Origin of the sequence: Ruminococcus sp. NATIVEDY161 (genome assembly GCF_045819895.1) — a bacterium.
Taxonomy (GTDB): domain Bacteria; phylum Bacillota; class Clostridia; order Oscillospirales; family Acutalibacteraceae; genus Ruminococcoides.
Genome location: NZ_CP162392.1, coordinates 1,715,301 through 1,740,793, shown reverse-complemented (window position 1 = coordinate 1,740,793; position 25,493 = coordinate 1,715,301). Strand labels below are relative to the sequence as shown.

Below are 25,493 nucleotides of genomic sequence, written 5' to 3'. Positions count from 1 at the left end.
CCCTCAGGTATAATTATAACACAACACAATCATAATAGTCCAAATTTTATTATATTATAAAAGCACGCGAATGTCAATCTGAAAAAACTGGACATTCGCGCGTTATTTTGTGCCGTTTCGGTGTTGAAATTTTGCTCAGCCAAAGACGATTTTCGCGGTATCCACACTCTCCTTTGCGTCGCGGCAATAGTAGTCCGCGCCGATTTTCATAGCGTAGTCCTTTGTGAGCACCGCTCCGCCGACAAAGACCGTAACCTTGCTTGTGCCGTCGGGATTTTGAAGCTCCTTTGTGCTCCTGATAAGCTTTATCGTGTCCTCCATGCTCTTGAGCGTGGTGGTCATCAGCGCCGAAAGTCCGACCATTGTGATGTTCTGCTTAACGGCGGTGTCTACAATCAGCTGAGGGTCAACGTCCTTGCCCAAATCGACCACGGTGTAGCCGTAGTTGTCGAGCAGAACCTTGACGATATTCTTGCCGATGTCGTGGATATCGCCCTTGACCGTCGCCATAATGATTTTGCCCTTGCTTACACTTTCCTCTCCGCTCTTGCTCAGGTGCTTTTTGATTACGTCAAAGCAAACCTGCGCGGTGTTCGCGCTCTGGATAAGCTGGGGCAGGAAGATTTTATTCTTCTCAAAATCCGCGCCGACTTTGTCGAGGGCAGGGATTAGCATTTCGTTTACAATTTTCATCGGGTCGTTATTTTCGAGGAGCTTTTCCGTCGCCGAAGCGCCCTCGTTTTTAAGTCCGCTGTAAACAGCCGAAAAGATGTCGGGCTCGGCCTTGCCGTCGTCACTCTGCTTGGACTTGGGAGCGGCGGCGTCGTTGTACTCCGCGATAAACTCTACGGAATTTTTATCAGCGCCCGAAAGCACCCTATACGCCCTGACAGCGCCGGTCATAGCCTCGGCGTTGGGGTTGATAATCGGCAAATCGAGCCCTTCCTCGAGAGCCATAGTCAGGAAGGTGCTGTTGACAAGCTCGCGGTTCGGCAGTCCGAAGGAGATGTTTGAAACTCCCAAACAGGTCTTGCAGCCGAGCTCGGTTTTTACCCTGTGAAGCGCCTTCAAGGTCTCGGCGCAGGCGTCCTGCTCGGCGGAAACCGTCAGTGTAAGGCAGTCGATGTAAACGTCCTTTTTGTCGATTCCGATTTGCTGTGCGCGGTCAACGATCCGCTTTGCAATTTCAAAACGTCCCTCGGCGGTCTTGGGGATTCCGCCCTCGTCGAGCGTTAGTCCGATGACCGAAGCGCCGTACTTTTTGACGAGCGGAAGCACGGAATTAAGGCTCTTTTCCTCGCCGTTTACGGAGTTTACAATCGGCTTGCCGTTGTAGCAGCGCAGACCTGCCTCGAGCACGTCGGGCTTGGTTGAATCTATCTGAAGCGGCGCGTCGCACACCGCCTGAATAGCCTTGATAACGCGCGTCATCATCTGCTTTTCGTCAATTTCAGGGTGGCCGACGTTGACGTCGAGAATTTGCGCGCCTGCGTTAACCTGACTTAAAGCCTGCGACAGAATATAGTCGATGTCGTTGTTGACAAGCGCCTGCTTAAAGAGCTTTTTGCCTGTCGGGTTAATGCGCTCTCCGATAATGCGCGGCATATTAATCTCAACCGCGGTGCTGGGGCTGCAAACCGAGGTGTCGCGCTTAACAGCACCCTTGGTGAAGGTCTTGCCGTCGAGCGAATTTTTAATTTCCTTTATATATTCGGGGGTAGTGCCGCAGCAGCCGCCCGCCACTTTTACGCCGTATTTGAGTAGTCCGCAGACGCACTCCGCAAACCTGTCGGGTAAAATATCATATTCGTTGCTGTTAGGGTCGGGAAGTCCTGCGTTAGCCTTGACAATAAGCGGCAAATTTGTGTACTCGCTCATCTCCGACACCACGCCCTCGAGCTCGTCGGGACCGAGAGAACAGTTGACGCCGAGCGCCGAAACGCCCAGTCCTGTCAGCGTAAGCGCCGCCGAGGCAGGCGAAACGCCTGTAAAGGTTCTTCCGCTGCGCTCAAAGGTCATCGTGGCGATTACGGGCTTGTCGGAATTTTCCTTAGCCGCGAGCACCGCCGCCTTTAATTCATAGAGGTCGGTCATCGTCTCAAAGACAATCAAATCCGCGTCCTTGCCTGCGACAATCTGCTCCTTAAAATATTCATAAGCCTGCTCAAAGCTCAGAGAACCCGCAGGCTCAAGCAGCATACCGATTGGCCCGATATCGAGCGCGACAAGGGCGTTTGTACCCTGAGCCGCCGCCTTGGCGTTATTTACACCTGCCTTTATAATCTCGTCAACGGAGTATCCGCTGCCCTCGAGCTTATAGGCGTTCGCGCCAAAGGTGTTGGCGTAGACAACGTCCGCGCCTGCCGCGATATACTCCTTGTGAAACGAGGTGATAAGCTCAGCTCTTGTTATATTCAAGGTCTCGGGAGAATGGTCGTACTGCGCGCCGCTCTTTTGTATAAGCGTGCCCATTGCTCCGTCGAGGATGATAAATTCTTTTGTATTCAGTAATGTGTTAAAATCCACAGTGTTCTCCGTTCCTTCTGTATTTACATCTGTCGCGCATATCGCACACGGCACAGCCGCGCTTTTTGCGCTCGATGGGGTTGTGTGACATCCCTGCAATCGCCGTGACCGACTTTGAGGGGATTAAAAGAAAATTTTCATTCGCGCTCAGCCCGATTTTCCTCGGCGCGTCGAGCAGGCTCAAAAACTCCTTTTGAAGCTCAATCGGGTAGTCGCCGTAGCCGGGACTGTAGCGAAAGGTAAAGTAGTATTCGGGGTATTTTTCAGCCAAAAGCGCGTCTACACTTTGGCAGAGCTGCTCCACCGCGACGCTCGAAAAGCTGTCGAGCACCACCGCGCGCGGCATATCCGAAATCTGGCTCACCCTTATCATACGGTCAACCTCCGCGCCTAAGGTGGCGCAGATTAATACCGCCTTGGTACAACCGTTTAAATGGCTTTTTATGTCCTCTCCTGCCGTTAATTTCTCGTTCGGCAGGTCTATAATTTTATATAAAAACTTCAGCTTGGCGGTAGACAAAACCTGCTTTTCACAGCTGTCGAAAAGCTCACTCATCCGCTCGTCAAGCTCAATTTTCGCTCCGCCGAGGTAGCGCTTGGCTTCGTTCCTGTTAAGGCTTGTCAGCTCAATCATAGCAGGCTCGACACCGCCTCGGTGATTTTCCGCGCGATGTAGGGGTTGTTCATCGTGTACAGATGAATTCCGTCAACGCCGTTCGCGATTAAATCGACAATCTGCTCGACCGCGTAGGCAATTCCGGCGTCGCGCAGGGCTTCGGGCTTGCTCTCGTACTTCTGCATAATCTTTGTAAATTTTACGGGCAGGCTCGCTCCGCACATCGACACCATGCGCTCAATTTGGCTCTTATTGGTGACGGGCATAATTCCTGCCTCAACAGGCACGTCTATTCCTGCGATTTTCGTGCGCTCCAAAAAGCGGTAGAACGCGCCGTTGTCAAAAAAGAGCTGGCTAATCAGGTGGTCGGCGCCCGAATCGACCTTCTTTTTGAGGTTGAGCACGTCCTCTACCTCGTCCTTTGCGTCGAGGTGAACCTCGGGATAGCACGCGCCTGCAACGTCAAAGTCGCCCTTCGACTTGATGTACGCGCACAAATCGCTCGCGTGGGCAAAGTCCTTTTGCGGTTCAACGCCGTCGACGTAATCTCCGCGCAGAGCGAGGATATTTTCAATATTATGCTCCTTAAAATCCTGCAAGGTTTCGTCAATCATCGCCCTTGTGCTGTTAACGCAGGTCAGGTGCGCCATCGACTCAACGCCGAGCCCATTTTTAATCTTCGAGGCAATTTCGCAGGTTCTGCTGTGACCGCCCGTACCGCCTGCGCCGTAGGTAACGCTGATAAAGTCGGGCTTTAACGCGCAAATTTCCTCGAGCTTGCCGTATACCGACTCAATCGGTGAGATTTTCTTGGGCGGAAAGACCTCAAAGGAAAGTATGGTTCTGTCTGAATTTTCAAAAAGCTCTCTGATTTTCATAGTTCATACCGCTTTCTTTATAAATTATATAAAGCATTATATCACAGATTTTCCGCAATTTCAATAAACCATATGCATTAAAGTATATCCGCGGACAGATACGCATATATTTTACCAGCTTATAATTTGGAGGAATTGTGTGGAAATTTCACTTGACGACCGCGCGGTAATGCTCGGTGAATACATAATCGAGAGCGGCTCAACCGTTAGGGAAGCCGCCAAAAAGTACGGAATAAGCAAGAGCACCGTGCACAAGGACGTTACCTTTCGCCTGCGCTCGGCAAATCCTGCCGTTTACCGCAGTGTGCGCGAAATACTCGACAAAAACAAGAGCGAACGGCACATCCGCGGAGGGCTGGCGACCAAGCATAAATACGAGATTATCGGTGAAAATCTTAAATAATAACCTAATAAGGGCGTTATAAAAATAAATAAGTTGTTTTATCCGCCAAACTTTTTTCAAATTCTTTACAATCGCGGTTTGTTGGTGTATAATTAGGCTGTTTTAGTGCGTTTTACGCAATTTTTAAATTTGATTATTTATGGAACGGTTAAAAGGCAGCGCCGAAAATCGCGGTGCACGCCTTGATTAAGGAGTTTTTAAGATGAGGAAGATTCCGTTTTCGCCGCCCGACATCTCTCAGGCGGAAATTGATGAGGTTGTAAAGGTAGTCAAATCTGGCTGGATTACAACCGGTCCCGAGACTAAGCTTTTTGAGAGCCAAATTGCAAAGTACTGCCACGTTGAACGCGCGGTTTGCCTTTCTTCGCAGACCTCCTGCGCGGAGCTTACGCTGAGAATTTTGGGCGTAGGACCGGGCGACGAGGTTATTGTTCCGGCGTACACCTACACCGCCTCTGCCTCAATAATTTACCATGTAGGCGCAAAGCCCGTTATGATTGACTGCAAAAGCGGCAGCTTCGAGATGGATTACGACAAAATGGAAGCCGCCATCAACCACAACACCAAGGCGGTTATGGCAGTCGATTTGGCAGGCATTATCTGCGATTACGACAGAATTTACGAGGCTGTTGAGCGCAAAAAGAGCATATTTGAGCCGAAGAATGAAATTCAGGAAAAGTTCGGCAGAGTTTTTGTTATGGCAGACGGCGCTCACTCTTTCGGCGCAATGCGCGGCGGAAAGATGTGCGGTGAGATTGCCGACTTTACGAATGTAAGCTTCCACGCCGTTAAAAATATGACCACTGCCGAGGGCGGCGCCGCTATGCACAGAAGCCATGACGGTATTGACGAGGATGAGATGTACAAAAAGTATATGCTCCTCTCGCTCCACGGCCAGACAAAGGACGCCTACGCAAAGAACAAGGTCGCCTCGTGGGAATACGACGTTGTTGACACGCAGTACAAATGTAATATGCCCGACGTGCTCGCGGCACTGGGCGTTGCGCAGCTTTCAAGATACGACAAAATCCTCGACAGACGTCACGAGCTTATCAGGATGTACAACGAGGAGCTAAAGGATTTGCCCATTCAGCTGCTCAACCACTGCGACGAAAATCACCGCAGCAGCGGCCACCTGTACTTTGTACGCTTTATCGGCAGGGACGACGAGTACCGCAACAAGTTCTACAATATGATGGCGGAAAACGGCGTTATGTGTAACGTTCACTACAAGCCCCTTCCCCTGCTTTCGGCATACAGCAAGCGCGGCTTTAAGATGACCGACTACCCAAACGCATATAATATGTATAAAAACGAGCTCACCCTGCCGCTCAACTCCACAATGAGCGACGACGACGCAAGGTATGTGCTCGACACCTTTAAGCAGTGCATTAAAAGCCTTGACTGATAAAAAATCCACGGCGGTTTGCGGAAAAACGCAGACCGCCTGATTTATTTTTTTAATGCTTTTTATATCGGAGAAGCGAACGGCTGATCCTCATACAACCGCGCAAATTTTCACGCCTTTTTGCGGTATAAAAGCACCAAAATACAGCTTTTTCGGTTAAAAAAATAAATTGAAAAAAAGTGTTGACAAAAGTGTTTTCGTGTAGTATAATAGCAAATGTTCTCAGAGAGAACGAGTTGGTGTTGATGACGCTGAGGGTCCACCTGTTCCCATACCGAACACAGAAGTTAAGCTCAGTGGTGCCGAAAATAGTGCTCTGGCGACGGAGTGTGAAAATAGGGAGATGCCAACACTTAAAAGTGTCCACCCAATAGGGTGGGCGTTTTTCTTTTTACGGAGTTTTTTATGATTACAGATTACTTAAAATCCCTGCCGGACGTTTGGCAGTCGCTCAAAAGCAGCGGCAAGCCCGTCGTGCTCTACGGAATGGGCGACGGCGCTGACAAGGTACTGTCCGCCTTTGAAAAGTTTAGTATAAACGCCTCGGCGGTTATGGCAAGCGATGAATTTGTCCGCGGTCAGAGCTTTCACGGCTTTAGGGTAAAAAAGCTTTCCGAGCTCGAATCGGAACACAGCGATTTTACCGTGGCACTCTGCTTTGCAAGCCAATTGCCCGACGTTATGCAGACAATTAAAAACGTCGCGGACAGGCACAAAACCCTTGTGCCGAGCGTGCCTGTATTCGGAGATATTTTATTTGACGGTGAATTTATTGACAGCTTTTCGGACGAAATCGAGCAGGCTTACAATCTGCTCGCGGACGAGCAGTCAAGGCGCGTTTACAAAAATGTTCTTGCCTTTTACCGCACGGGCGAGCTCAATTTGCTCGACGAAATCACCACGGACAAAAGCGAGGCTTTTAATAACATATTAAAGCTCGGCAAAAACGAGGTTTACGTTGACCTCGGCGCGTACAACGGCGACACAATCGACGAGTTTTTGAGCTTCACGGACGGCAGCTACCGCAAGATTGTCGCCTTTGAGCCGAACGGCAAGAATTTTGAAAAGCTTAAGGCGCACTGCGCTGATATGGAGAACGTCGAGCTCTGGCAGCTCGGCGCGTACAGCCGCAACACTGTGCTGACCTTCAACAACAAGGCAGGGCGCAACAGCGCGATTGCCGAAAGCGGAGTGCAAACTCAGGTCGCCGCGGTCGATACAATCCTCTGCGGAACGGCGGCAGGCTATATTAAAGCCGACGTCGAGGGCGCGGACTATCACACCCTGCTCGGTATGAAAAACACGCTGAAAAGCTTTAAGCCGAAGCTTAATTTTTCAGCGTACCACCGCTTTGAAGATATCTTCAAGCTTCCGCTGTTAATCAACGAGCTCAACCCGGAATACAAAATCTATCTCCGCCACCACCCCTACATTCCCGCGTGGGATACTAATATATATTGTATATAACAAAAGCATTGAATTAAATCGCCTTATGTGATAAACTAATATAAAGGTGGTGCTTAATATGATGTATCCATATATAACGCTTGACGACGAAACCGAGATTGTCCATTCAGAGCTGCTAAAGGATAACACCGTTAAGGTATATATAGAAAAGCCCGACGAAAACGACGGCTTTCACTGTGCGAGCTGTTATCTGCCGGGTTATGAGTGGAAGGATATTTCGGGTTTTTCTGAGGAAGAAATCAAAAAATACCAAACAATTATAGAAAACAACGCCCATTTGATTATAGAATTATCGCAAAATGGTTAGACTTTTTCGGTGAACTGACATACTATTGCTGATACAACTAAATAAACCGCTTTCTATATATATAGGAAAACTCAGCCGTATTTACCCCGAGGGATTAACAGTCCTTCGGGGTGTTTTTTTGCTTTAAAAAGCATTTTTAAAAAAAATCTAAAAAACTTTAAAAACCGTAAAATTCTGTCAGGGTTTTGTCACAGTCGGTCTGGTATACTTTAGTCACAGTCAAGGAGAGATACGCTCCCTGAGATAAATAAAAAGGAGAATCAAGCAATGAAAAACACAAACACAACTACAAACAAAAACAACGCATTTAATTCAATTAACAAAGGAGAGATTACAATGACAACCAAAAAGACAACCAAGACAAAAACAAGAATCATCGCTGCGGTCCTCGCAGTTATTTCAACAGTTTCGCTGACAGCTTTCGCGGCAACCTCAGTTTCCGCGGCTGAAACAGGAAAAACCGCAGCAACCGTGCAGCTCAGCGATGAAGAGCAGAAAAAAAAGGATTTTGAGGAGCTTAAAAAAGCCAAGGACGGCAAAGAGGCTATGGCGATTTACCAGAAAATCTACGACAGAATGGAACGCAAGATGAACGAGCCCAAGCCGGATCCCATCGACCACAAGGGCAAGACCACCGTTAAGACCGATGGCGGAGAAAAGGATTATGACACCTTCGACGAGGCGTTTGAACAGGCGGTCAAGGCAAAAAACGCTTTCATCAAGCTTCACTCGGAACAAAACAAACTGACAGGTAAGACAGTTCCCGCAGGCTGCGACATCGACATCGACATCAACGGCTTTTCAATGTATTCAAAAGGCGACACCTTCACCGTAGACAACGGCGGCGTACTCCACGTAAGCAACGGCTTTTTCTCAGGCGACTGCTCGGCAGTAAAAGCAAACGGTACCGTCTACCTCAACAAGCTTACAATAAGAGACGCAACCGACTCGGCTGTTAAAGTAGCTCAGGGAGTAAAGGCTATCATCACCAACTGCTTATTTGAAGAAAACAAAGGAGAACGCGGCGGCGCAATCTATATGCCCGGCCAGGTTTACGGCTCAGATATCAGGAACAATAAATTCATCGACAACCGCTCAACCAAGGAGGGCGGCGCTGTATACACAAGCACACCCATCACAGGCTGCCTGTTTAAGTACAACATGTCCGACAGCAACGGCGGAGCGGTTTACTACGGACACAGCGTTCAGGCTATCAAAAACTGCACCTTCCAGGGCAACTCTGCCGTGGGTCGCGGCGGCGCTCTGTATCTGTCCGCGTCAAACGAAATCATCGGCAACATCTTTAACGACAACCATTCCGACATTAGCGGCGGCGCGATTTATGTACCCGAGGATACCGACCAGAAAATCACTTATTCAACCTTCTATCGTAATACCGCAAACGGCAGCGGCGGCGGAATCTATGTAGGCGAGCACAGCAAGCTTGAAGCGATTGCACTTACCCTTACCGCCAACGAGGCAAACTACAGAGGCGGCGCAATCTACCTCGGCGCACTGACAAAATCAGACCACTATTTTGACGCTATGAAAATCACCGACAACAAAGCGTCTATAGGCGGCGGCGTTTACTGCGACGCGGGCTTTGCCAGAGCAGCGGACGTATATCTCAACCGTGATATCATTGTTAAGGACAACGCAAACGGCAACTTCTACCTTGTAAAGAATTACGAAAAAAAGGCTGTTCTCTATACAACAAGGAATTTCTTTACCGACCAGTCCTGCGTTTACGTAAACTCCTCCGAGAGCGGCGAGCGCGCGGTTGTAAGCCTTGAAGAAAAGTTCCACGAGAACGCTTTCCACGGCGACAACGGCAGACGCCTTGAGAGAGGAACACTCCACAACTACACCCTCTACATTCAGTAATTAAAGAAAGCTTTACCAAAACAAAGCAATACAAAACCGGACAGCTCACAGGTTGTCCGGTTTGTTTTTTATATATTTTAATCTTATCAGTCTAAATCCGTGTTGCCTCTGTCGGTTTCGTCGAGCATTCTGTCGATGTCCGACATATACTTGTCGTAATCAAAATCATCGTCAATATCCCTCGGCGACGAAGCGCGCTTTTCGGAAGCGCGGGGAGCTCTGTCGGCAGTGCGCGCCGCGTGAGCGCTGCGCGAGCCGTGTGATGAACGCTGCGCACGGGAGGCTTGCTCTCTGCGGCGCGGACGCTCGCTTTCCTCAGCCATTCTCTGCTTTTCGCGCTCGTCACGGCGCTTTGCCTGGAGCAAAAGCTCCTCGGCAGCCTGCTTTTCCTTTTTCTCCTGCTTTCTTCTGGCGTCACCAAAGGCGAGGTCGCCCAAAAACAGTCCGAAAATTCCTGCAATCAGGTAAACCACAAGCAAAATAATATTTGTCGGGTTCGAAAAGCCGCCTGCGTAAATCATCATTGTGAACAAAAACGCAATCGGCGCGATCAGCGTAAACAAAAAGTCAAGTCCGTGCTTTGCGCAGTAGACAGCCGAGCATACCACCTGTGTCATCAGCAGGATGAAGTAGTAGCCTACAGCCGAAAACTTCTGCATCGGTTCGCTTATAAAAATCAGCGGTACAAGCAAAAATACCGCGAAAATTATGATAGCGTACGGAAGATATTTTTTTATCATAGCGGTCATAATAACAGCTCCTTTTATCCGTTTTAATACGGTGTTATATTAAATTATACTATATATTTAAAAAAAATCAAGAACATAAAATCATTGTTGACATTATAGCGCAAAAGGGATAAAATATAAGGGTAGCCGTTAAATTTTTCGGCAATTTTTTATTGAGGGGTGAAACATTAATGGACGCAGACGGAAGTTTAGGCGTTGTTCCCGGGCGAAGTTGCAGCGGACGGCAGTTCTGCGTTCGTTGTGTCGCTTAAATTTAAAACCCTGCAATTATAAACCGCAAAACGCTTGAAAATTGCGTGGTTTTGAGTTTACGGACTGCGCCTTTTGAACACGTCTCTTTCCACGATGCAAAAAATGCAAAAGGAGGAGAGATGATGATTCAGGTTAACGTAACCATTACGGAGACCATCAAGAAGCTGCTCGAGGAGAAAAAATTCAACACTCTTCGGGACATTCTTGTAACAATGAAGCCGTACGATATTGCGGCTGTTTTTGAGGAGCTTCAGGACGAAAAAACCCCGATTCTCTTCAGAATTTTACCAAAGGAGCTTGCGGCGGAAACCTTTGTAGAGATGGACGAGGACACTCAGGAGTTCCTTATCCACGGCTTCAGCGACAGCGAGCTTAAAGAGATTGTAAACGAGCTGTTTGTCGACGACGCGGTTGATATTATCGAGGAAATGCCGGCAAACGTCGTAAAGCGAATTTTGCGGCAGGCTGACAAGGATATGAGACGCGAGATTAACGAGCTTCTCAAATATCCCGAGGACAGCGCAGGCTCGATTATGACGACCGAGTTTATTGTGCTCCGCCCTGATATGACCGCCGAAATGGCGATTAAGCGAATCAGGCGAACCGGTGTTGACAAGGAGACAATTTACACCTGCTACGTGACCGATGAAAACAACAGGCTTATCGGTATCACCACGGTCAAGGATTTGCTGTTGGCCGAGGACGACGACACCGTTAAGGATATGATGGAGGAAAACGTAATTTCCGTTCATACCCTCGACGACCAGGAGCAGGTTGCCCAGCTTTTCTCAAACTACGACTTTTTGGCGCTGCCCGTTGTCGATAACGAGCAAAGGCTCGTCGGAATCGTTACCATTGACGACGCTATCGACGTTATCCGCGAGGAGGCTACCGAGGACTTTGAAAAAATGGCTGCGGTACTTCCCTCCGACAAGCCGTATATGAAAACCAGCGTTTGGGGAATTTACAAAAAGCGTGTGCCGTGGCTGCTTATCCTTATGCTCTCGGCAACCTTTACAAGTACGATTATTTCGAGCTTTGACGGAATGCTTGCGAGCGTGATTATTCTGTCGAGCTTTATCCCGATGATTACGGGCTCGGGCGGTAACGCAGGCTCGCAGGCTTCGGTTTCGGTTATCCGCGCGCTGTCGCTCGGAGAGATTGAATTTAAAAGTATGTTCGTCGTGCTCTGGAAGGAGCTAAGGGTGGCGTTTTTCTGCGGACTGACGCTTGCGGTCGCGAACTTTGTAAAGCTGATGATTTTTGATTTGCGAGGTCACGACAACGCTCTGTTCATCGCGCTTGTGGTGTCGCTAACGCTCGTCGGCACGATTATTATGGCAAAGCTTGTCGGCGCCAGCCTTCCGCTTTTGTCGAGCAAAATCGGACTTGACCCTGCGGTTATGGCAAATCCGCTGATTACCACGGTCTGCGACTCGCTCTCGCTGCTGATTTACTTCGGCGTAGCAAGTATGGTTTTGCAGCTGTAAAAATTTAAAGCATTGTTATTTAAAGGCTCCCCTGACGTGCGAAAGCACTTTAGGGGAGCTGTCGCGTAAGCGACTGAGGGGTTGGCGTTGGTGATTATATTATTTTTACATAACAAACACAACTCGCGCTATCGGAAACGAAACCCCCTCCGTCAGCATAGCTGACACCTCCCCTAAAGCTAAAGCGTTAGGGGAGGCTTTAAAACGATTTAAAACAAGTAACCGCTGAGGTTTTTTCCTCAGCGGTCTTTTTGTTGTGCGGGCGTTCAGCTTAATAACCTTCGCCTTTCTGCGACGGACGGCTCTGCCGTGCGAATACGCGCGCTTTTTGCGCTTTGAGCCTAACAAAATCACCCTCGCGGAATTGCCCACGGCGTAAAAGATAAACACGAATACACAAAAATTGAAAATCAGATTAAACATAATACCTTCCTCACTTTTACCTTCCGAATTTGGGGTTCACTTTGTCAATTTAGGCCCTCATACTTTGCTTGAATGAAAAAGTGAAGCTAAGGTAAAAACACGTTAGCGGTCAATTTCGTCCAAGCTGATTGAAATTTGAGCCTGTTTCGACGTTCAAAACGCGGAAACGAAGCTGGTTTTACTTAATGTGGCAATCATCAGTGCATAGCAAAGCTGACAGACCGCCTCTCGATTTTGTCAAAGTGAAACCGACCTGCCTTTTCAAGCAATATAGCCGGTCACTGCCCGCAAAATCGTTAATTTACTTTGTTAATAATGTGGGATTGAGATTGACCTCATCGGAGGGAATCGCGTGTAACCCCAGCATTTTCAGAAGAAGCTTTACTTCCTTTCGATCTTCCGCTTCAAATGGAGATTTGCCCCCGAGCTTTTCCCGTCTGGTGCTGTTAATATGGTTCATCAAAAGCACCATATCGTCCTGTGTGTAAGGGTTGAAGCTTTTGCCTTTACGCAGAACATAGCGTATATATTCGTGGTTCTTTTCAAGCTGAGCCTTTTGCCAAGACGCCTGCGGATCACAGTAAAACAAACGTGTCCTCTGAACGCCCTGATCCGTCTTTTCAAGCTCCTGTGTGTACTTGAACTCACTGCCGTTGTCAGTCAGGATAACCGGGAAAATTTTGCGAAAATTTTCCACCCCGACAAGGCTTGTCAGGTAGTCAAACTGTTCCACAACCGTTGCCGCCTTGCCGTCCCTCATCAGCATAATCAGCATCAGATTCGTCTTGCGAAACAGCAGCGTCAGCATCCGTTTTCCCTGTTCCCGGCATCCTTTGACCGTGTCCATCTCAACAACGTTGATATCAGGGTGCTTCTCCATATATTTCACAAAATCAAGGTAGGTTCGCGTCTGTCTGAACTTCTGGTTTTGAAACGCCTCAGATTCTTCACGCTTCTTTTTTCTCTGCTTGTAAGAAACCTTCCTGCGCAAATCAAAGTTGTTGACCTTCAAACAACCCATGTCAATGTAACGGTACAAGGTGCGCGGTGAAACGCCGATTTCATCGCCGTGTTCCGCATAGATATGCGAAATCGGCTGTCCTTTGCGAATCAGTGGGGAAACAATTGAGTCAATGCGTTTCAGCTCATCCTCGTCTGCGTGGGTTTTCTTTCGCGCCTTGGAATAACGCTTTTTGGACATCGCGTCGGCTTGGTTCGCCATGTAGTAAAACCGGTCGCATTTGCAATTCCTGCGGCGGGAACAAACATTGCAAACATACGGCGGCTTTTGGAGAACAGAGCAGGGGGAGTTGTCGTACTTGTTGCAAAGCTCTCTGCAATTAAAGTCAAAGCACCAAACACATTTGCGTTTGCAGTCAAAGTTGCAGCAAAGATTCTTTTCCTCGCATTCGTTGGCAAACCGGCAGTCATTTCCGTGCGGCTTAGATCCTTTGGCAGGAGTTCGGTTCATCCGAATTTCTTTAGAAACCGATGCTCTCGATACGCCTATTCTACGGGCAATTTCGGTTAATGAAAGTCGTTGATAAATTCCACTTTCAATAATGATTCTTTGTGATAAATTGATTCTGCTCATAATTACCTGCTTTCCGCAGGCAGTAACCGAAATCATTCTACCACACCGACCGTCAACCTTGACTGAACGCTGAGAAAAATGCTGAAAAGTTTTTGAAGGCGACGGAAACTCGGAAATATCCAAACGTTTTCGCCTTCAAAATGACGAGTGTAGCATTTTTCTCACCAACCCGTCAAGGTCAAGCCGCCTTAGGGCGGTGACTGCGTTAAAAGGCTCCGAAAATCTGGAAATATCCAAATATATACCCTGCACTTTTGTCAAGGTGAGCTTTCGCTAACTCTCCAAATTTTCCCTTAAAACGTTAACTTCACTTTGTCAATTTAGGGCCCTCATACTTTAATTATAAACGATTGACTGTCCAATAAAACTCCCTATGCTCCGCAAATCCAAAACATTTGTTTGATGAAATTTTCGAATTTTCTGCCGAAAAAACGGTTGACAGCCGCAAAAATATCAATACAATTAAGATATACAATAAAAATTCGGAGGTATTTAATATGCTCGAAAACGGAACAAAAGCTCCCGACTTTACCCTGCCCGACCAAAACGGAGAGGAAAAATCACTCTCGGACTACAGAGGACAGAAGGTAATTTTATACTTTTACCCGAAGGATATGACCTCAGGCTGTACAAAGCAGGCTTGCGCGTTCGGAGAGCTGTATCCGCAGTTCCGCGAAAAGGGCGCGGTGGTGCTGGGCGTGAGCAAGGACAGCGTGGCTTCGCACAAAAAATTTGAGGAAAAGTACGGACTGCCGTTCACACTGCTTTCGGACGTCGAAAAGACCGTTATTCAGGCGTACGACGTGTGGAAGGAAAAGAAGCTCTACGGCAAGGTTAGCATGGGCGTTGTGCGCACAACCTACCTGATTGACGAGGACGGCGTAATCGTCAAGGCGTTCGGTAAGGTCAAGGCAGCGGACAACCCTGCGCAGATGCTCGGTGAGCTGAGTTGAGGATAATAATCGCCCCTGCAAAGCAAATGAAGGTCGAGACGGACGTGCCCGGCTGAAAACAAATATGTGCTTTTAAAATAATAAACTCTTACCCAAATAAAATCTTGGGTAAGAGTTTTGTTTTAGTTAAAAGGCTTTATAAGCCCATAATTTCTTTCTTTTTTGTATCAAATTCTTCTTGTGTCAATATTCCTTGGTCGAGCAATTCTTTTAATTTGGTTACTGCTTGAATTTGCTCATCAAAAGTTAATAAGGACTTGTCCTGTTCTGGCATATCATTTTCTGTCTGGTTATTTGCAATTATACCAATGACATCTTCTGCCATTTGAACCTTCTTTGATTTTGAACGTTTTTGACCTATTCCACCAAGAACCGTCCCTACAACTCCGTTTTGCAAAACACCTTTTACCGTATCAACGGTATTTAAACCAAGCGTTTCATCTACCAAACCTATTCCGCTTTTTACTTTATCAGCTCCGCGCCTGACAGAAGTTTTCCCACTGACAAGTTCGTTAATTTGTTTAACAAACTTTTTTGCTGCAAAAAAAGATTCAAAAGTTATTTTATGTACGCTGTCAACAAAGTACAATTCAACTTCATCAATATGTTGCTTAACTTGTGGTTTTTCATTGTAAATTTTCAGTGAATCTATGGGGGTTTTTTCAATATTTGTTTCATATTTTCTAAAACCAATTTTTGTTTTATAAATATAAACCAAGTAATAATTGGTAAGAATAACCGCCGTTTTCCCTTTTGGTATTAATGTGCAAGTAACATTTTCTTCTTTGAATAAAATAACTTCATTCTCCTGTAATACATAATTCTCCATCTCTTTCCTCCTTTTATTTTTGTAAACTAACAGCAAATTCGTTTTTATTATTATATCTTAAACTTTGAAAAATTACAACAATAAACTTATAAGTTTAGTTGTAGGGGCGTGCATTGCACGCCCGCATAAACTGCGCTGTCCTATCATACCAATTTGTTTTAAGAAAAGATTTACTTCCTATCAGCGGGCGCACACGCAGGTGCGCCCCTACAGTGTTAATTATATATATGCGTTTGGTTTATAACGTGGCGATAAAGGAAACGCCGCCCCCTCCGCCGCCTTAGGGCGGCACCTTTTTCTGGCGAAAACGGCAACCTTAGCACGTCGGCAACCCTTTTGGGCTTCGCCCATTTCCCCTACGAGGGGAATCACCTTTTGGGCTTCGCCCATTTCCCCTAACAGGGGAATTTCCCATAGCTTACGCGATGGGGGAGGCTTTAAACGTTTACTCACAATATATTAAACTCTAAACATTAAACTATAAACATTAAATCCTAAACAAAAACAGGCTCAGCGCGAAGCCGAACCTGAATAAATACCTGCATATATATTAGTATACATTAATCAATATTAAAAAGCACAAAGCCGCCGCGGCGCGGATAGCCTGTGTTCCAGAGGTCTTTAAGGCTGAGCCACTCATAGCCGCTGTAGGTGACCGCCTTGACGTAAAAGCCGTTTGTATCGTTGTAGCCGTTGATTAAAAACCAGTGCCATACGTAGTCCTCATACCGCTTGTCGCGGTGGTTAAGTATCAGCGTGGGGATTGGATATTCGCCGTCAATCTGCCTGATTACGGCGCTTTTTGCGCTGTCATACGGCTCGTCACCCGAAAACTCGGTCATACTCAGACTGTCCTCTCCCCTGTCGCGCAGATACTGTGAATAGCCGTCAACGAAAATATCGAGCCTGTCAATGCCCGTCATCCGCGGAGAGAGGTAGGGCTTCATCACATACGCGAAGTCAACATATTCATCCCTGCCGAGAGCTCTGTAATTTTCCGGCGCGATTTTTGAAAGTCCGCGGTGAAGCGCAAAATACATACTGCTGTCGCAGGCGGTCTCAGCGCCGCAGCCGCCGATTCGCATCATAAAGGTCGGAAACCAATCCTGATTTCCGCCGTAGGACGCGCCGATATTAAAATGCGGAAGTTCCTTTTTCATAAGCTCACCTATGCTTTATCAGCCTGATTATCCTCGGGCGGTTGTACCGCTGAATGATGACGAACATCAAATCAAACGCCGCGGCGCAGAGTGACGTGATTAAAAACACCCAAAACGCGCCGAATACCGCCGAAAACGCCACGGGCACAAAGCTCAAAATTACAATCGTCTCGTGCACAAGCTCCGCTTGGCACATAGCCTGAGCGATTTCGTCCCAGGTGTGAAGCTTTGGATTAAAAACATTCGGCTCAAAGGTCGGAAGCCTGTGCTTCCGGTTCTTAACACCGAGAAATTTGTACAGCTTTTTCTCCCACGGACGGCATTTGAACCAAGCGCTGTTGTAATCCGCGCGGTTTTTCATTGTAATGTCAAAGGCAAAGCCCACGCCGAGCCTCATCAAAAAGTGGTACGCGACAGTGCCGAAGGTAACCGCGAGCGAGTAAAACGCGTCTGTACGCGTATTTGCGAAAAGTACGGCAAATACAACAGTCAAGGCGACCGAGCCTGCGGTAATAATGTACATAGTTCTTTTCATATTGCAGTGAATTCCTTAAAATTGCTGACTCCATCATACTACATCAGCGCCGAAAAGTCCAGACAAAAACCGTGCGTATTGCAGAATTGTATTTTCATTATATATGGTAAAATAAATTTATTAAAACCTGAACGGGGGATTTTTTATGGCATTATTTCAAAAGGAAAACGCATACACCGAAACTGTTAATTATAAAAGTATGAGCAAGGAGCAGTTGATTATGCTGCTCAGCGCCCAAAAAAGCGATATTGACGTGCTCACGCGCAAGCTTGCCGACGCAGGCACTGCCGTTGACGAGAAGAACCGCCTTGCTCAGCAGGTGCAGGCTCTCATCGCCGAAAACGAGGCTCTTAAGGCAAAGAACGCCGAGCTTGAGCAAAAGACTTCCGTCGCAGAAACGGAGATTACCGAAATCGGCTCCAATCCCTAATTACAGGCTTGGTCGATCCTATGAGGATTTTAAGAAATATATGGAATCCCACCCTAATATGCCTGTCGTTCAGATGGATACGGTTGTGGGTTCAAGGAAAAAAGGTCAGCGTATTTTGACAATGTTGTTCCTCAAAACTTCAGTTATGCTAATGTTTCTTATCCCCGACGGTAAGGCGCAACTGCTCGTGTATTTCCATATACTCACGATTTCGACGTATTGCGTTTACTTTTGCATAAGCGTTCGTGATACGTCTGCTTTGCTATGCCTTGTTTCACTTGTTTTTGCTGAATTTAGGTGTATTTTACCATACTTTGCTACTGTTTTCTACCCCTATTTTCCTTTCTGATGTTGTTTTTCCGTTCTTAAGTGTATTTACCCTACTTTCTCTTTTTCATTCAAGCAATGAATTAAATTTATTAACAAGATATAATTAGAAAACGTGCAAACGAAACCGAAACTCCGTTTGCACGCTGTTTGAATTATTCACAGTAAGATTTGATACACGCCGAAACAAATTCTGCCGTACCCTCGCCGTGTTTGTCGATGTTGGTTTTAAAACGCTCGTCAACTACGTACATCTGACCGAGGCCTGCGAGGATCTCGTTTGTGCAGGTGTAGAAGTTGTCGGTAATGCACTGCTGTAATTTTTCAACCTGAACTTTCGCGGGTTCATCGTTTGGCAAAATACCGCTGCGGTTGAGTTCGGCAAATTCCTCAAATACCGCGTCGAGTAAAGCCGCCGACTTGCTGAAATCCGTGTTTCGCTTTTGGCTTTCTTTGTACGCGTCGGTATTGCCCCAACGTTGTTTTACTTCCTCGGCATATTGATTTTTCAGGGCTTCGTAGTCGTTATTCGTTTTCATAAAATCTTCTCCTTTCTCCACGCTGTCGATTGCCGCAATCAACTGCTCCAGCCGTTCTTTTTTCGATAGCAGCAGCTTCCTTTGACGTGACAGCGCCTGCTGTTTGTCGTATTCGGGTGAGGATAAAATCTCCGCAATCGTTTTCAGCGAGAAATCCAGCTCGCGGTAAAATAAAATTACCCGCATTCGCTCCAAGGATTTTTCGTCATAAAAACGGTATCCGTTTTGCGCGTCGACCTCGGATGGATTCAGCAAACCGATTTCGTCGTAATAGTGTAGCGTACGCACGCTCACGCCTGTCAGCTCCGCGAATTCTTTAATCTGCATTTTCATTTTCCTCACCTCGGGTTCTATGATAACCTATGACGCAACGTCAGAGTCAAGCGTTTTCTGAAAATATTTTATAACAATTCTTCGGTGTTGACAAGTGCCTCCGATTGCGTTATACTGAAACCAACCTATAAAGAGTGCGCGAGAGACAAGCTCGTTGACCGCACACCAACCTGCAATGTGTAAGGTGGTAATGCTTGAACGATGGGTAGCGTTGCGACCGCCGCCGGTGGCGGATGAAGGGAGCAAAAGCGCTGCGCAAAATAAGGAGTTGAAGGAGCAGTTTTAACTGCGACGCGCAACGACTATATTTTGCGAGGGTAATCCTTTGATTTACTACGCCTGTCAGTAACGATGGGCGTTTTTCTTATGTCCTCTTTATGGTAATAATTTTTTGGAGGATCAAAAATGAAAACAATCAAAAGTCTTATTAACCCCGACAAAAAAGTCTATGTAAAAATGAACAGTGCTGATGACTGCAAACGGTTTTTCTACCTTGCAGAAAAAGGAGGATTCTTATTCGGCGGCGGCGCGAAGCCAACCGAAAAACATCCATCGGATTTGATTGCAGTGCTCCCGGACAAGATGCTTTGCTATGTCGGTACCTACGGCAGAATCGCGGCACAATCAGGCGCGGAAAATATTATTGCATATGACTGCGAAAAACTATTAGCTGATTAAAAACTGCTACGACACCGCGCTGATTTATATCGGCGCGGTGGCTGTATTTATACCTCAACAAAAAACAATTTAAATATCCGAACAAATATTCTAATTTGCTATTGACACGGGTTTCCAAATGTGTTAAAATATAAAATAGAGAATTGAATATTATCTTTTTACATATCACATAGCTTGATAATTTATCTTCAAGCAATAATTTTTGAGTTTGACTCGCTTACTTTTTACATATCACAATCGCACCAAGGGAGAGGTGTGTGCGTTGTGACTTGACAAGTAACGGGTCTTTTTTGTTGCCCGAAAGAAGGACAGAAAAATTGGTTTACAAAACCTATGATGAACTTCCCTTGTTCATCGACGTGAAAACCGTCTCGAGCGTGCTCGGCATCTCGCGCTCGGGAGCGTATGAACTGATGCACGAAAAATTTTTTCCGACCTTGAAAATCGGCGCGCGAATGGTAGTGCCGAAGGAAAAATTTATTAAGTGGGTGAATGACAATGCCGGCAAGTGATATTGTCAAAACTCTCTGCAAATTCTTTATATACAAATCTCCGCCGCGAGTCGGAAATTACTTCCCTCTCCCCAACGAAATCTTCAATATGGATCTGTGCGCGGGAGAGATCGCGCTGTACTGTTATCTGATGCGGATGGAAGACCGCAAAACTTATTCTTGTTATCCCTCGTTCAAAACGATCGGCAAGGCGCTTCGTATGAGCCGAAACACTGTGATGAAATATGTTCACAGCCTTGAAGAAAAAGGTTTGATAACCACCGAGCATACGAGTGTGATAACAAGCGCGGGACTCAAACGCAACGGTAACTTGAAGTATCAAATTCTTCCGATCAAATACGCGGTGGATGAGTTCCACCAAAAGCAAATCCTTAACGGCGGTATTAAACACTCGGCTTAGGTAAAACAGGCGAAAAACACAAGGTCGAAAAGTAAGGAGAAAGCCCGACGCCTATTTGAGGCGCCGGACGGACCACTTCAGCCGGCAATGCCGACTGTTTAAGCCGTTTTTGCACATTAAAAATAGGCGTCAATGTGTGTGTCGGGTTTTACCCGTTGGTGCTGAATTAGGCGCATATTTCGAGGTGAAATCACGAGTTTCGGCAATTTTAAGCCGTTTTGAAGTGGGTTGATTTTGATTAACACGATTTTTTGGAGGTATTAATGGATTCTGAAAATATGAAGCGCGCCGGTCTTTACTTGGACAAAGATTTGGTAAAACGCGCGGCAAAGTTAGATTCGAAGAAATACTTGACGGTTATTATGATGATTAGGTCTGGATATGTTTCAAAACTTGTGGTATCCTGTGTTGCTGAGGAGGTGGTATAATGCCCGGAAAAAGACCTGACGGCGACGGACTTGTCCGCAAAAGATCTGACGGTCGCTGGGAAGGAAGAATCGTTATCGGTCACAAGGATGACAACTCTCCCATATACAAAAGTGTGTTTGCCAAAACACAAAAGGAGCTTATGCCAAAGCTCCGCCAAGCGATCGAAGATTATCAAGGAGCGGACTTTTCCGAGGAAAGCAACATCACGCTCAACGAATGGATGAAGAAATGGCTCGCGGAATACGCTGAGCCCGCTCTGCGCCAAAACACTGTGACGGGTTATAAACGCAATATAAAAAATCATATTGCCCCCGCGCTCGGCAGCAAACAGCTCCGGTTTATAACGTCGAGGGACGTGCAAAAATTTTATAACTCTCTGAGCCGAAAAGAGGTCAACAAGGTCGGCAATCACAAAACTCTCGCGGACTCAACCGTCAGAGCAATCCACATGCTCCTGCATGAAATTCTTGATTCTGCGGTCAAGGCAAATCTGATTTTCAAAAACCCGTCCGAGGGCGCAAGGATTCCGAAAAACAATTACGCGCCGAAAAAAATTCTCAACGAGGAACAGCTTGAAATATTTATAAAAGCGATTCTCGACGAACCGATGTGGCACGACTTCTTCTACACGGAAATCACAACAGGTCTGCGGTTGGGAGAAATCTGCGGACTGAAGTGGAGCGACCTCGACGAGAGCGCCGGAAAACTTAAAATCCAGCGTTCGGTTTCTCAGGCGGAAGGCGGAGAAGTTAATATCGGCGAGACAAAAACCGAAAAAGGAACACGGACGATCCTTCTGCCGAAAGGCACTCTCAAAATCCTGACAGAGCGGAAAAAGAACTCCGTAAGCGAGTGGATATTCCCGAGCCTGCTCGCTCCGGAAAAGCCGACCGCGCCGAGTTCGGCATACCACCGACTCAAAGTGATTCTGAAAGGTGCGGGACTTCCCGATATCCGCTTCCACGACCTGCGCCACACCTTCGCTACCCACGCGCTGACAAGCGGAGTAGACGCGAAAACACTGTCGGGGATCCTCGGTCACACAAACGCGAGCTTCACGCTCGACACCTACACTCACGTCACCACCGATATGCAGAAAAACGCTTCCGCTGTCGTCGGCGATTTCATAGATGAAATATTCGGAGGTGAATTGTAAATGGCAAAGCGAAGAAAAGCCGGACAAGGCACTCTGCGCCTCAGAAAAGACGGCCGCTGGGAAGGCAGGATCGTAGTTGATTATAAAGAAAACGGCACGCCTAAAACCAAAAGCGTGACCGCGAAAACCAAAGCCGAGTGTCAGAAAAAGCTCGAGGAGCTGAAGCAGAAATGCGGTATCGTCACCGGCAAGGCGAAACCCGATATGCCCTTTGGTGATTGGCTTGACCTCTGGTATAAAACCTATTCAAAGCCGACAATCCGCGTTACTACCCAGCTCTGTTATGAGGACAGAATTTATCTGCATATCATTCCCGCAATCGGCGATATACCGCTGAACAAGCTCCAACAGAGCGACCTGCAAAAGTTCTATGCCGACTTAAAAAAGAACGGGCGCAAAACGAAGGTTGAAATTTACGGAACGGGACTTTCGGACAGAATGGTTCGCTCCTGTCACGCAACGTGCCGTTCCGCTCTGCAAAAGGCGGTAGAAGAAAACCTGATAAAAATAAATCCCGCCGCCGGCTGTAAACTCCCGCCGAAAAAATCACAGGAGATGCAGGTGCTCACTCACGATGAGATGCGCAGGTTCCTGATTCAGGCAAAGCAGGACGACTTCTACGAGCTCGCCCTGCTCGAGCTCGCAACAGGTATGCGACGAGGCGAGATTTGCGCTTTGAAGTGGTCAGACCTCAATTTTGAAACCGGAGCGCTTCACATTCAACGCCAGGCTTACCACGTTAACCACGGCGTGATTATTTCAACGCCTAAAACCAAGCAGTCAAACCGATCGATAATCCTTCCGCAGTCCGTGCTGAACGTGCTGAGATCCCACCGTGAAAAGGTCGATTCGGAATGGATTTTCCCATCTCCGGTCAAGGAAGGAGAACCGATCGACCCTCAAAGCGTGTACCGCAAAATGGTAAAAACCTTGGACAGAGCGCAGTGCAAGCGCGTCCGCTTTCATGACCTGCGCCACACCTTCGCCACTACCGCGCTCGAGCACGGAATGGATATTAAAACGCTCTCGGCGATCATCGGTCACGTGTCGTCTGCGACCACGCTCGACATCTACAGCCACATTACAGATGAAATGCAGAAAAGCGCGGCTAACAAAATTGAAAAGCACTTCGCCAAAAACGAGCCGTTTGAGCACGGTGAGTACGACAACGGAGAAGTACCCGAAAAAGCCGTAAACGCGCCGTGTTCGGCGAATTTCGAGCCGTATAAAGGCAAAATCCGCAAGGCAGGCACCGGCGGGATTTATCAAATAAGCGACAACCTGTTTGAAGGACGGTATTCCCCGACCAACGCTCACGGCAAACGAGAGGTCCATACCGTCTACGCCAAAACGCGCGGGGAATGCGAAAAGCTCCTCGAAGAAATGATCCCCAAAGTCCGCGATGAGATCAAAGCGGAGAAAGACAGGCTGAAAGAAGAACAAAATCAGTTGACATGTCAAAATTTGTGACGCTGTAATCAAAAAAAAGCCCAAAAAATCAGGACTGTTGTTAAGTCGATTCAAGAATCATATTAGAATTATCTTAAATTTTCATTTATTTCAAGATATATTATAAAATTTGCTTTTTACATTCTGTTCTACTCCCTTCTCTCCTCCGTTCTCGATTAAAATAGTTCAGGGGAATATCCTAATAGTTGGTCGGAGTGAAGTTTGTTTTGCTTTTGCATACCATTCCGCTCGTTTTTTTCGGCGTGTGCAATTGGATAACTTAGCTGAGCTCGGCGGCTTAAAAACAGTCCACCGGACTGTTTTTACCTTCGCCATTCGCTTACGCTTATGGCTTGGCACAGCCTGTTCAAGTCCCTTCACTCCTCTACTTTGGCTAAATTAATAATCGGCTACCCTTTATGGGTAACCGATTATTAATATGGTCGGAGTGAAGGGACTTGAACCCCCGACATCCTGCTCCCAAAGAGATAAAATAGACTGGGAATAAATCCATACCACAACATATAGTGGTTTTCATTCCGGAAAAGTTGCTCTTTGGCGCTCTTTGCCGCACTGTTTCCGGGTGCCCCAAAGCGCGTTATGGTCGGGTATGTGGTCAGCAGACAATCTGCTCAACCTCCATAATCCAATCCGGTCGGTAACCGTTTGTATAATTGAAGGTATTGTTTTTGATTTCTGCCACTTTGACAAAACCGTTTTCGTTATCATAAAAAACAATCTCGTCACACAACGGCAAGACTTTTTTGAGCGATTCTATGCGGTTTTGGTATCTCAGCCTTACATACTCTTCGGGAATATCGTGACCGCCCTTGCGCACACGGTTGGCAATACGCAAAACGCTTTCTTCCGCGGAATTCAACCCGACATAGAACATCACAACATCATATCCCTGCTGACGAGCCTGACGGATTGTTTTCTCCACCCGGTGACCGGCAAGCGTAGTTTCCTGCGTAAAGGTCAGGTTGTTTTCGAGGCAGTAGGAGATTTTAGTTGAATTTTCATTTCTATCATCATATACATCATCAGAAATAAATTCAAATCCCTTTAGAACGCCAATCAAGCTTGTCTTTCCTACACCGTCTATTCCGGCGATTAAAATATATTTCATAATAAACCTGATTTCTTTGTCTTGCTTTTCAATTTCAATATAACATACCAAAACGCAAATAACAACCGTTTTGCAGGTCAAAATCTGAGCCGCATGAACAAAGAAAGCCGCTCTTTTATCACGCCGTATTCTCTTTTCACTCCCTCGAAAGGAAATGCTTCACTTCCCTATCGTTTTCAAAATCCATGGTGCGGTAAAAATCGGGATAAAGAGTAATGTTTTCCGAATGCTCCAAATCAATCCACTCTAAATATTCTCCACCGGGGCCGCCGTCGGTTCGGGTGCCGTCCTTGATTTGCAGAAGCTGTTCGTTCGGTTTGACGGTGAAGAAGCAGGAAATCTCATGGAAAAACACGCCGTCGTCATCGATAAAAAAGTTCTCGTGAATCGCCGCAAGGCGGTCAAGCTCGCAATCGATGCCTGTTTCCTCTTTCAGCTCGCGCGAGGCGGCTTCTTCCATACTCTCTCCGAAGCGGACGCGTCCGCCGACGGAGTAATAAAACGCGCGTTCTTCATTCGGATTGCGCGCCATCAAAACCTTTCTTCCGCTGTGGATGATCACGCCCACGCGGTAGTTGAATTTTCCTAGCTCTGTTTGAAATGTGCAGTCCATGCTATCCCTCCTCGTCCTGCTATT

At 46.9% G+C, this 25,493-nt stretch carries 25 protein-coding genes, 1 rRNA gene and 1 riboswitch; of the genes, 15 read left to right on the top strand and 11 right to left on the bottom strand.

Annotated features, from left to right (window positions below; translation table 11 throughout):
* Positions 1-135: 135 nt before the first annotated feature.
* The 3 genes from AB1I50_RS08290 to metF are packed head-to-tail and all read right to left on the bottom strand — an operon-like array spanning position 136 to position 4,020.
* Complete coding sequence (locus tag AB1I50_RS08290) at positions 136-2,526, bottom strand: homocysteine S-methyltransferase family protein (protein ID WP_407723576.1); 2,391 nt, start codon at positions 2,524-2,526, stop codon at positions 136-138.
* The gene (locus AB1I50_RS08285) at positions 2,516-3,160 is read right to left on the bottom strand and encodes a methionine synthase (protein WP_407723575.1); all 645 of its coding nucleotides are present in this window, start codon (positions 3,158-3,160) and stop codon (positions 2,516-2,518) included. Before AB1I50_RS08285 ends, AB1I50_RS08290 begins: the two co-directional genes overlap by 11 nt.
* Positions 3,157-4,020, bottom strand: a complete 864-nt coding sequence (gene metF / locus AB1I50_RS08280; protein WP_407723574.1) for a methylenetetrahydrofolate reductase [NAD(P)H] — start codon at positions 4,018-4,020, stop codon at positions 3,157-3,159. The genes AB1I50_RS08285 and metF overlap by 4 nt, the downstream gene beginning before the upstream one ends.
* Before the next feature lie 139 nt (positions 4,021-4,159).
* On the opposite strand from metF, the gene AB1I50_RS08275 reads away from it, so the two are divergent.
* The 6 genes from AB1I50_RS08275 (at position 4,160) to AB1I50_RS08250 (ending at position 9,489) form a co-directional block, all read left to right on the top strand.
* On the top strand, positions 4,160-4,423 hold the full coding sequence (locus AB1I50_RS08275; protein WP_407723573.1) for a sporulation transcriptional regulator SpoIIID: 264 nt from the start codon (positions 4,160-4,162) through the stop codon (positions 4,421-4,423).
* A 202-nt stretch (positions 4,424-4,625) separates the two neighbouring features.
* Positions 4,626-5,831, top strand: coding sequence for a DegT/DnrJ/EryC1/StrS family aminotransferase (locus tag AB1I50_RS08270; protein ID WP_407723572.1), 1,206 nt, complete (start codon positions 4,626-4,628; stop codon positions 5,829-5,831).
* A 235-nt stretch (positions 5,832-6,066) separates the two neighbouring features.
* Positions 6,067-6,183 (top strand): 5S ribosomal RNA (rrf, locus tag AB1I50_RS08265).
* A gap of 53 nt (positions 6,184-6,236) precedes the next feature.
* Positions 6,237-7,298, top strand: coding sequence for an FkbM family methyltransferase (locus AB1I50_RS08260; RefSeq protein ID WP_407723571.1), 1,062 nt, complete (start codon positions 6,237-6,239; stop codon positions 7,296-7,298).
* Positions 7,299-7,356: 58 nt separating this feature from the next.
* Positions 7,357-7,605 (top strand): hypothetical protein, encoded by a 249-nt coding sequence (locus AB1I50_RS08255; RefSeq protein WP_407723570.1) that lies wholly within the window; start codon positions 7,357-7,359, stop codon positions 7,603-7,605.
* A gap of 267 nt (positions 7,606-7,872) precedes the next feature.
* Positions 7,873-9,489, top strand: a complete 1,617-nt coding sequence (locus tag AB1I50_RS08250; RefSeq protein WP_407723569.1) for a right-handed parallel beta-helix repeat-containing protein — start codon at positions 7,873-7,875, stop codon at positions 9,487-9,489.
* Positions 9,490-9,575: 86 nt separating this feature from the next.
* Here the strand turns inward: AB1I50_RS08250 and AB1I50_RS08245 are convergent, their stop codons facing one another.
* Positions 9,576-10,238, bottom strand: coding sequence for a hypothetical protein (locus AB1I50_RS08245; RefSeq protein WP_407723568.1), 663 nt, complete (start codon positions 10,236-10,238; stop codon positions 9,576-9,578).
* A gap of 371 nt (positions 10,239-10,609) precedes the next feature.
* On the opposite strand from AB1I50_RS08245, the gene mgtE reads away from it, so the two are divergent.
* Entirely contained in the window at positions 10,610-11,980 is a 1,371-nt protein-coding gene (gene mgtE, locus AB1I50_RS08240; RefSeq protein ID WP_407723567.1) for a magnesium transporter, read from the top strand.
* 724 nt (positions 11,981-12,704) lie between these two features.
* Here mgtE and AB1I50_RS08235 read toward each other — a convergent pair.
* Positions 12,705-14,120 (bottom strand): IS30 family transposase, encoded by a 1,416-nt coding sequence (locus tag AB1I50_RS08235; RefSeq protein ID WP_407723566.1) that lies wholly within the window; start codon positions 14,118-14,120, stop codon positions 12,705-12,707.
* Between the two features lie 374 nt (positions 14,121-14,494).
* Here AB1I50_RS08235 and bcp point away from each other — a divergent pair, with 374 nt between their 5' ends.
* Positions 14,495-14,950, top strand: a complete 456-nt coding sequence (gene bcp, locus AB1I50_RS08230; protein ID WP_407723565.1) for a thioredoxin-dependent thiol peroxidase — start codon at positions 14,495-14,497, stop codon at positions 14,948-14,950.
* 136 nt (positions 14,951-15,086) lie between these two features.
* Here bcp and AB1I50_RS08225 read toward each other — a convergent pair whose 3' ends face one another.
* The 3 genes from AB1I50_RS08225 to AB1I50_RS08215 all read right to left on the bottom strand — a co-directional run bounded on the left by AB1I50_RS08225 (position 15,087) and on the right by AB1I50_RS08215 (position 17,474).
* Entirely contained in the window at positions 15,087-15,779 is a 693-nt protein-coding gene (locus tag AB1I50_RS08225; protein ID WP_407723564.1) for an SHOCT domain-containing protein, read from the bottom strand.
* A gap of 560 nt (positions 15,780-16,339) precedes the next feature.
* Positions 16,340-16,939 carry a hypothetical protein gene (locus AB1I50_RS08220; protein WP_407723563.1) on the bottom strand — a complete coding sequence of 200 codons (600 nt, stop codon included), beginning with the start codon at positions 16,937-16,939 and terminating at the stop codon, positions 16,340-16,342.
* Between the two features lie 4 nt (positions 16,940-16,943).
* The gene (locus AB1I50_RS08215; protein ID WP_407723562.1) at positions 16,944-17,474 is read right to left on the bottom strand and encodes a glycosyl-4,4'-diaponeurosporenoate acyltransferase CrtO family protein; all 531 of its coding nucleotides are present in this window, start codon (positions 17,472-17,474) and stop codon (positions 16,944-16,946) included.
* Between the two features lie 145 nt (positions 17,475-17,619).
* On the opposite strand from AB1I50_RS08215, the gene AB1I50_RS08210 reads away from it, so the two are divergent.
* Entirely contained in the window at positions 17,620-17,904 is a 285-nt protein-coding gene (locus AB1I50_RS08210; protein WP_407723561.1) for a hypothetical protein, read from the top strand.
* Between the two features lie 482 nt (positions 17,905-18,386).
* Here AB1I50_RS08210 and AB1I50_RS08205 read toward each other — a convergent pair whose 3' ends face one another.
* Positions 18,387-19,103, bottom strand: coding sequence for a MerR family transcriptional regulator (locus tag AB1I50_RS08205; protein WP_407723560.1), 717 nt, complete (start codon positions 19,101-19,103; stop codon positions 18,387-18,389).
* 122 nt (positions 19,104-19,225) lie between these two features.
* Positions 19,226-19,311, top strand: a riboswitch (SAM riboswitch).
* Between the two features lie 197 nt (positions 19,312-19,508).
* On the opposite strand from AB1I50_RS08205, the gene AB1I50_RS08200 reads away from it, so the two are divergent.
* The 6 genes from AB1I50_RS08200 (at position 19,509) to AB1I50_RS08175 (ending at position 23,748) form a co-directional block, all read left to right on the top strand.
* On the top strand, positions 19,509-19,781 hold the full coding sequence (locus AB1I50_RS08200; protein ID WP_407723559.1) for a hypothetical protein: 273 nt from the start codon (positions 19,509-19,511) through the stop codon (positions 19,779-19,781).
* Between the two features lie 317 nt (positions 19,782-20,098).
* Entirely contained in the window at positions 20,099-20,293 is a 195-nt protein-coding gene (locus AB1I50_RS08195; protein ID WP_407723558.1) for a helix-turn-helix transcriptional regulator, read from the top strand.
* Positions 20,280-20,693, top strand: coding sequence for a helix-turn-helix domain-containing protein (locus tag AB1I50_RS08190; RefSeq protein WP_407723556.1), 414 nt, complete (start codon positions 20,280-20,282; stop codon positions 20,691-20,693). Before AB1I50_RS08195 ends, AB1I50_RS08190 begins: the two co-directional genes overlap by 14 nt.
* A 263-nt stretch (positions 20,694-20,956) precedes the next feature.
* Positions 20,957-21,121, top strand: a complete 165-nt coding sequence (locus AB1I50_RS08185) for a hypothetical protein (RefSeq protein ID WP_407723555.1) — start codon at positions 20,957-20,959, stop codon at positions 21,119-21,121.
* Complete coding sequence (locus AB1I50_RS08180) at positions 21,121-22,278, top strand: tyrosine-type recombinase/integrase (protein WP_407723554.1); 1,158 nt, start codon at positions 21,121-21,123, stop codon at positions 22,276-22,278. Before AB1I50_RS08185 ends, AB1I50_RS08180 begins: the two co-directional genes overlap by 1 nt.
* Complete coding sequence (locus AB1I50_RS08175) at positions 22,279-23,748, top strand: tyrosine-type recombinase/integrase (RefSeq protein WP_407723553.1); 1,470 nt, start codon at positions 22,279-22,281, stop codon at positions 23,746-23,748.
* A gap of 595 nt (positions 23,749-24,343) precedes the next feature.
* Here AB1I50_RS08175 and AB1I50_RS08170 read toward each other — a convergent pair.
* Entirely contained in the window at positions 24,344-24,856 is a 513-nt protein-coding gene (locus tag AB1I50_RS08170) for an ATPase (protein WP_407723552.1), read from the bottom strand.
* A 136-nt stretch (positions 24,857-24,992) separates the two neighbouring features.
* Positions 24,993-25,469 carry an NUDIX hydrolase gene (locus tag AB1I50_RS08165; protein WP_407723551.1) on the bottom strand — a complete coding sequence of 159 codons (477 nt, stop codon included), beginning with the start codon at positions 25,467-25,469 and terminating at the stop codon, positions 24,993-24,995.
* Positions 25,470-25,493: the final 24 nt, after the last annotated feature.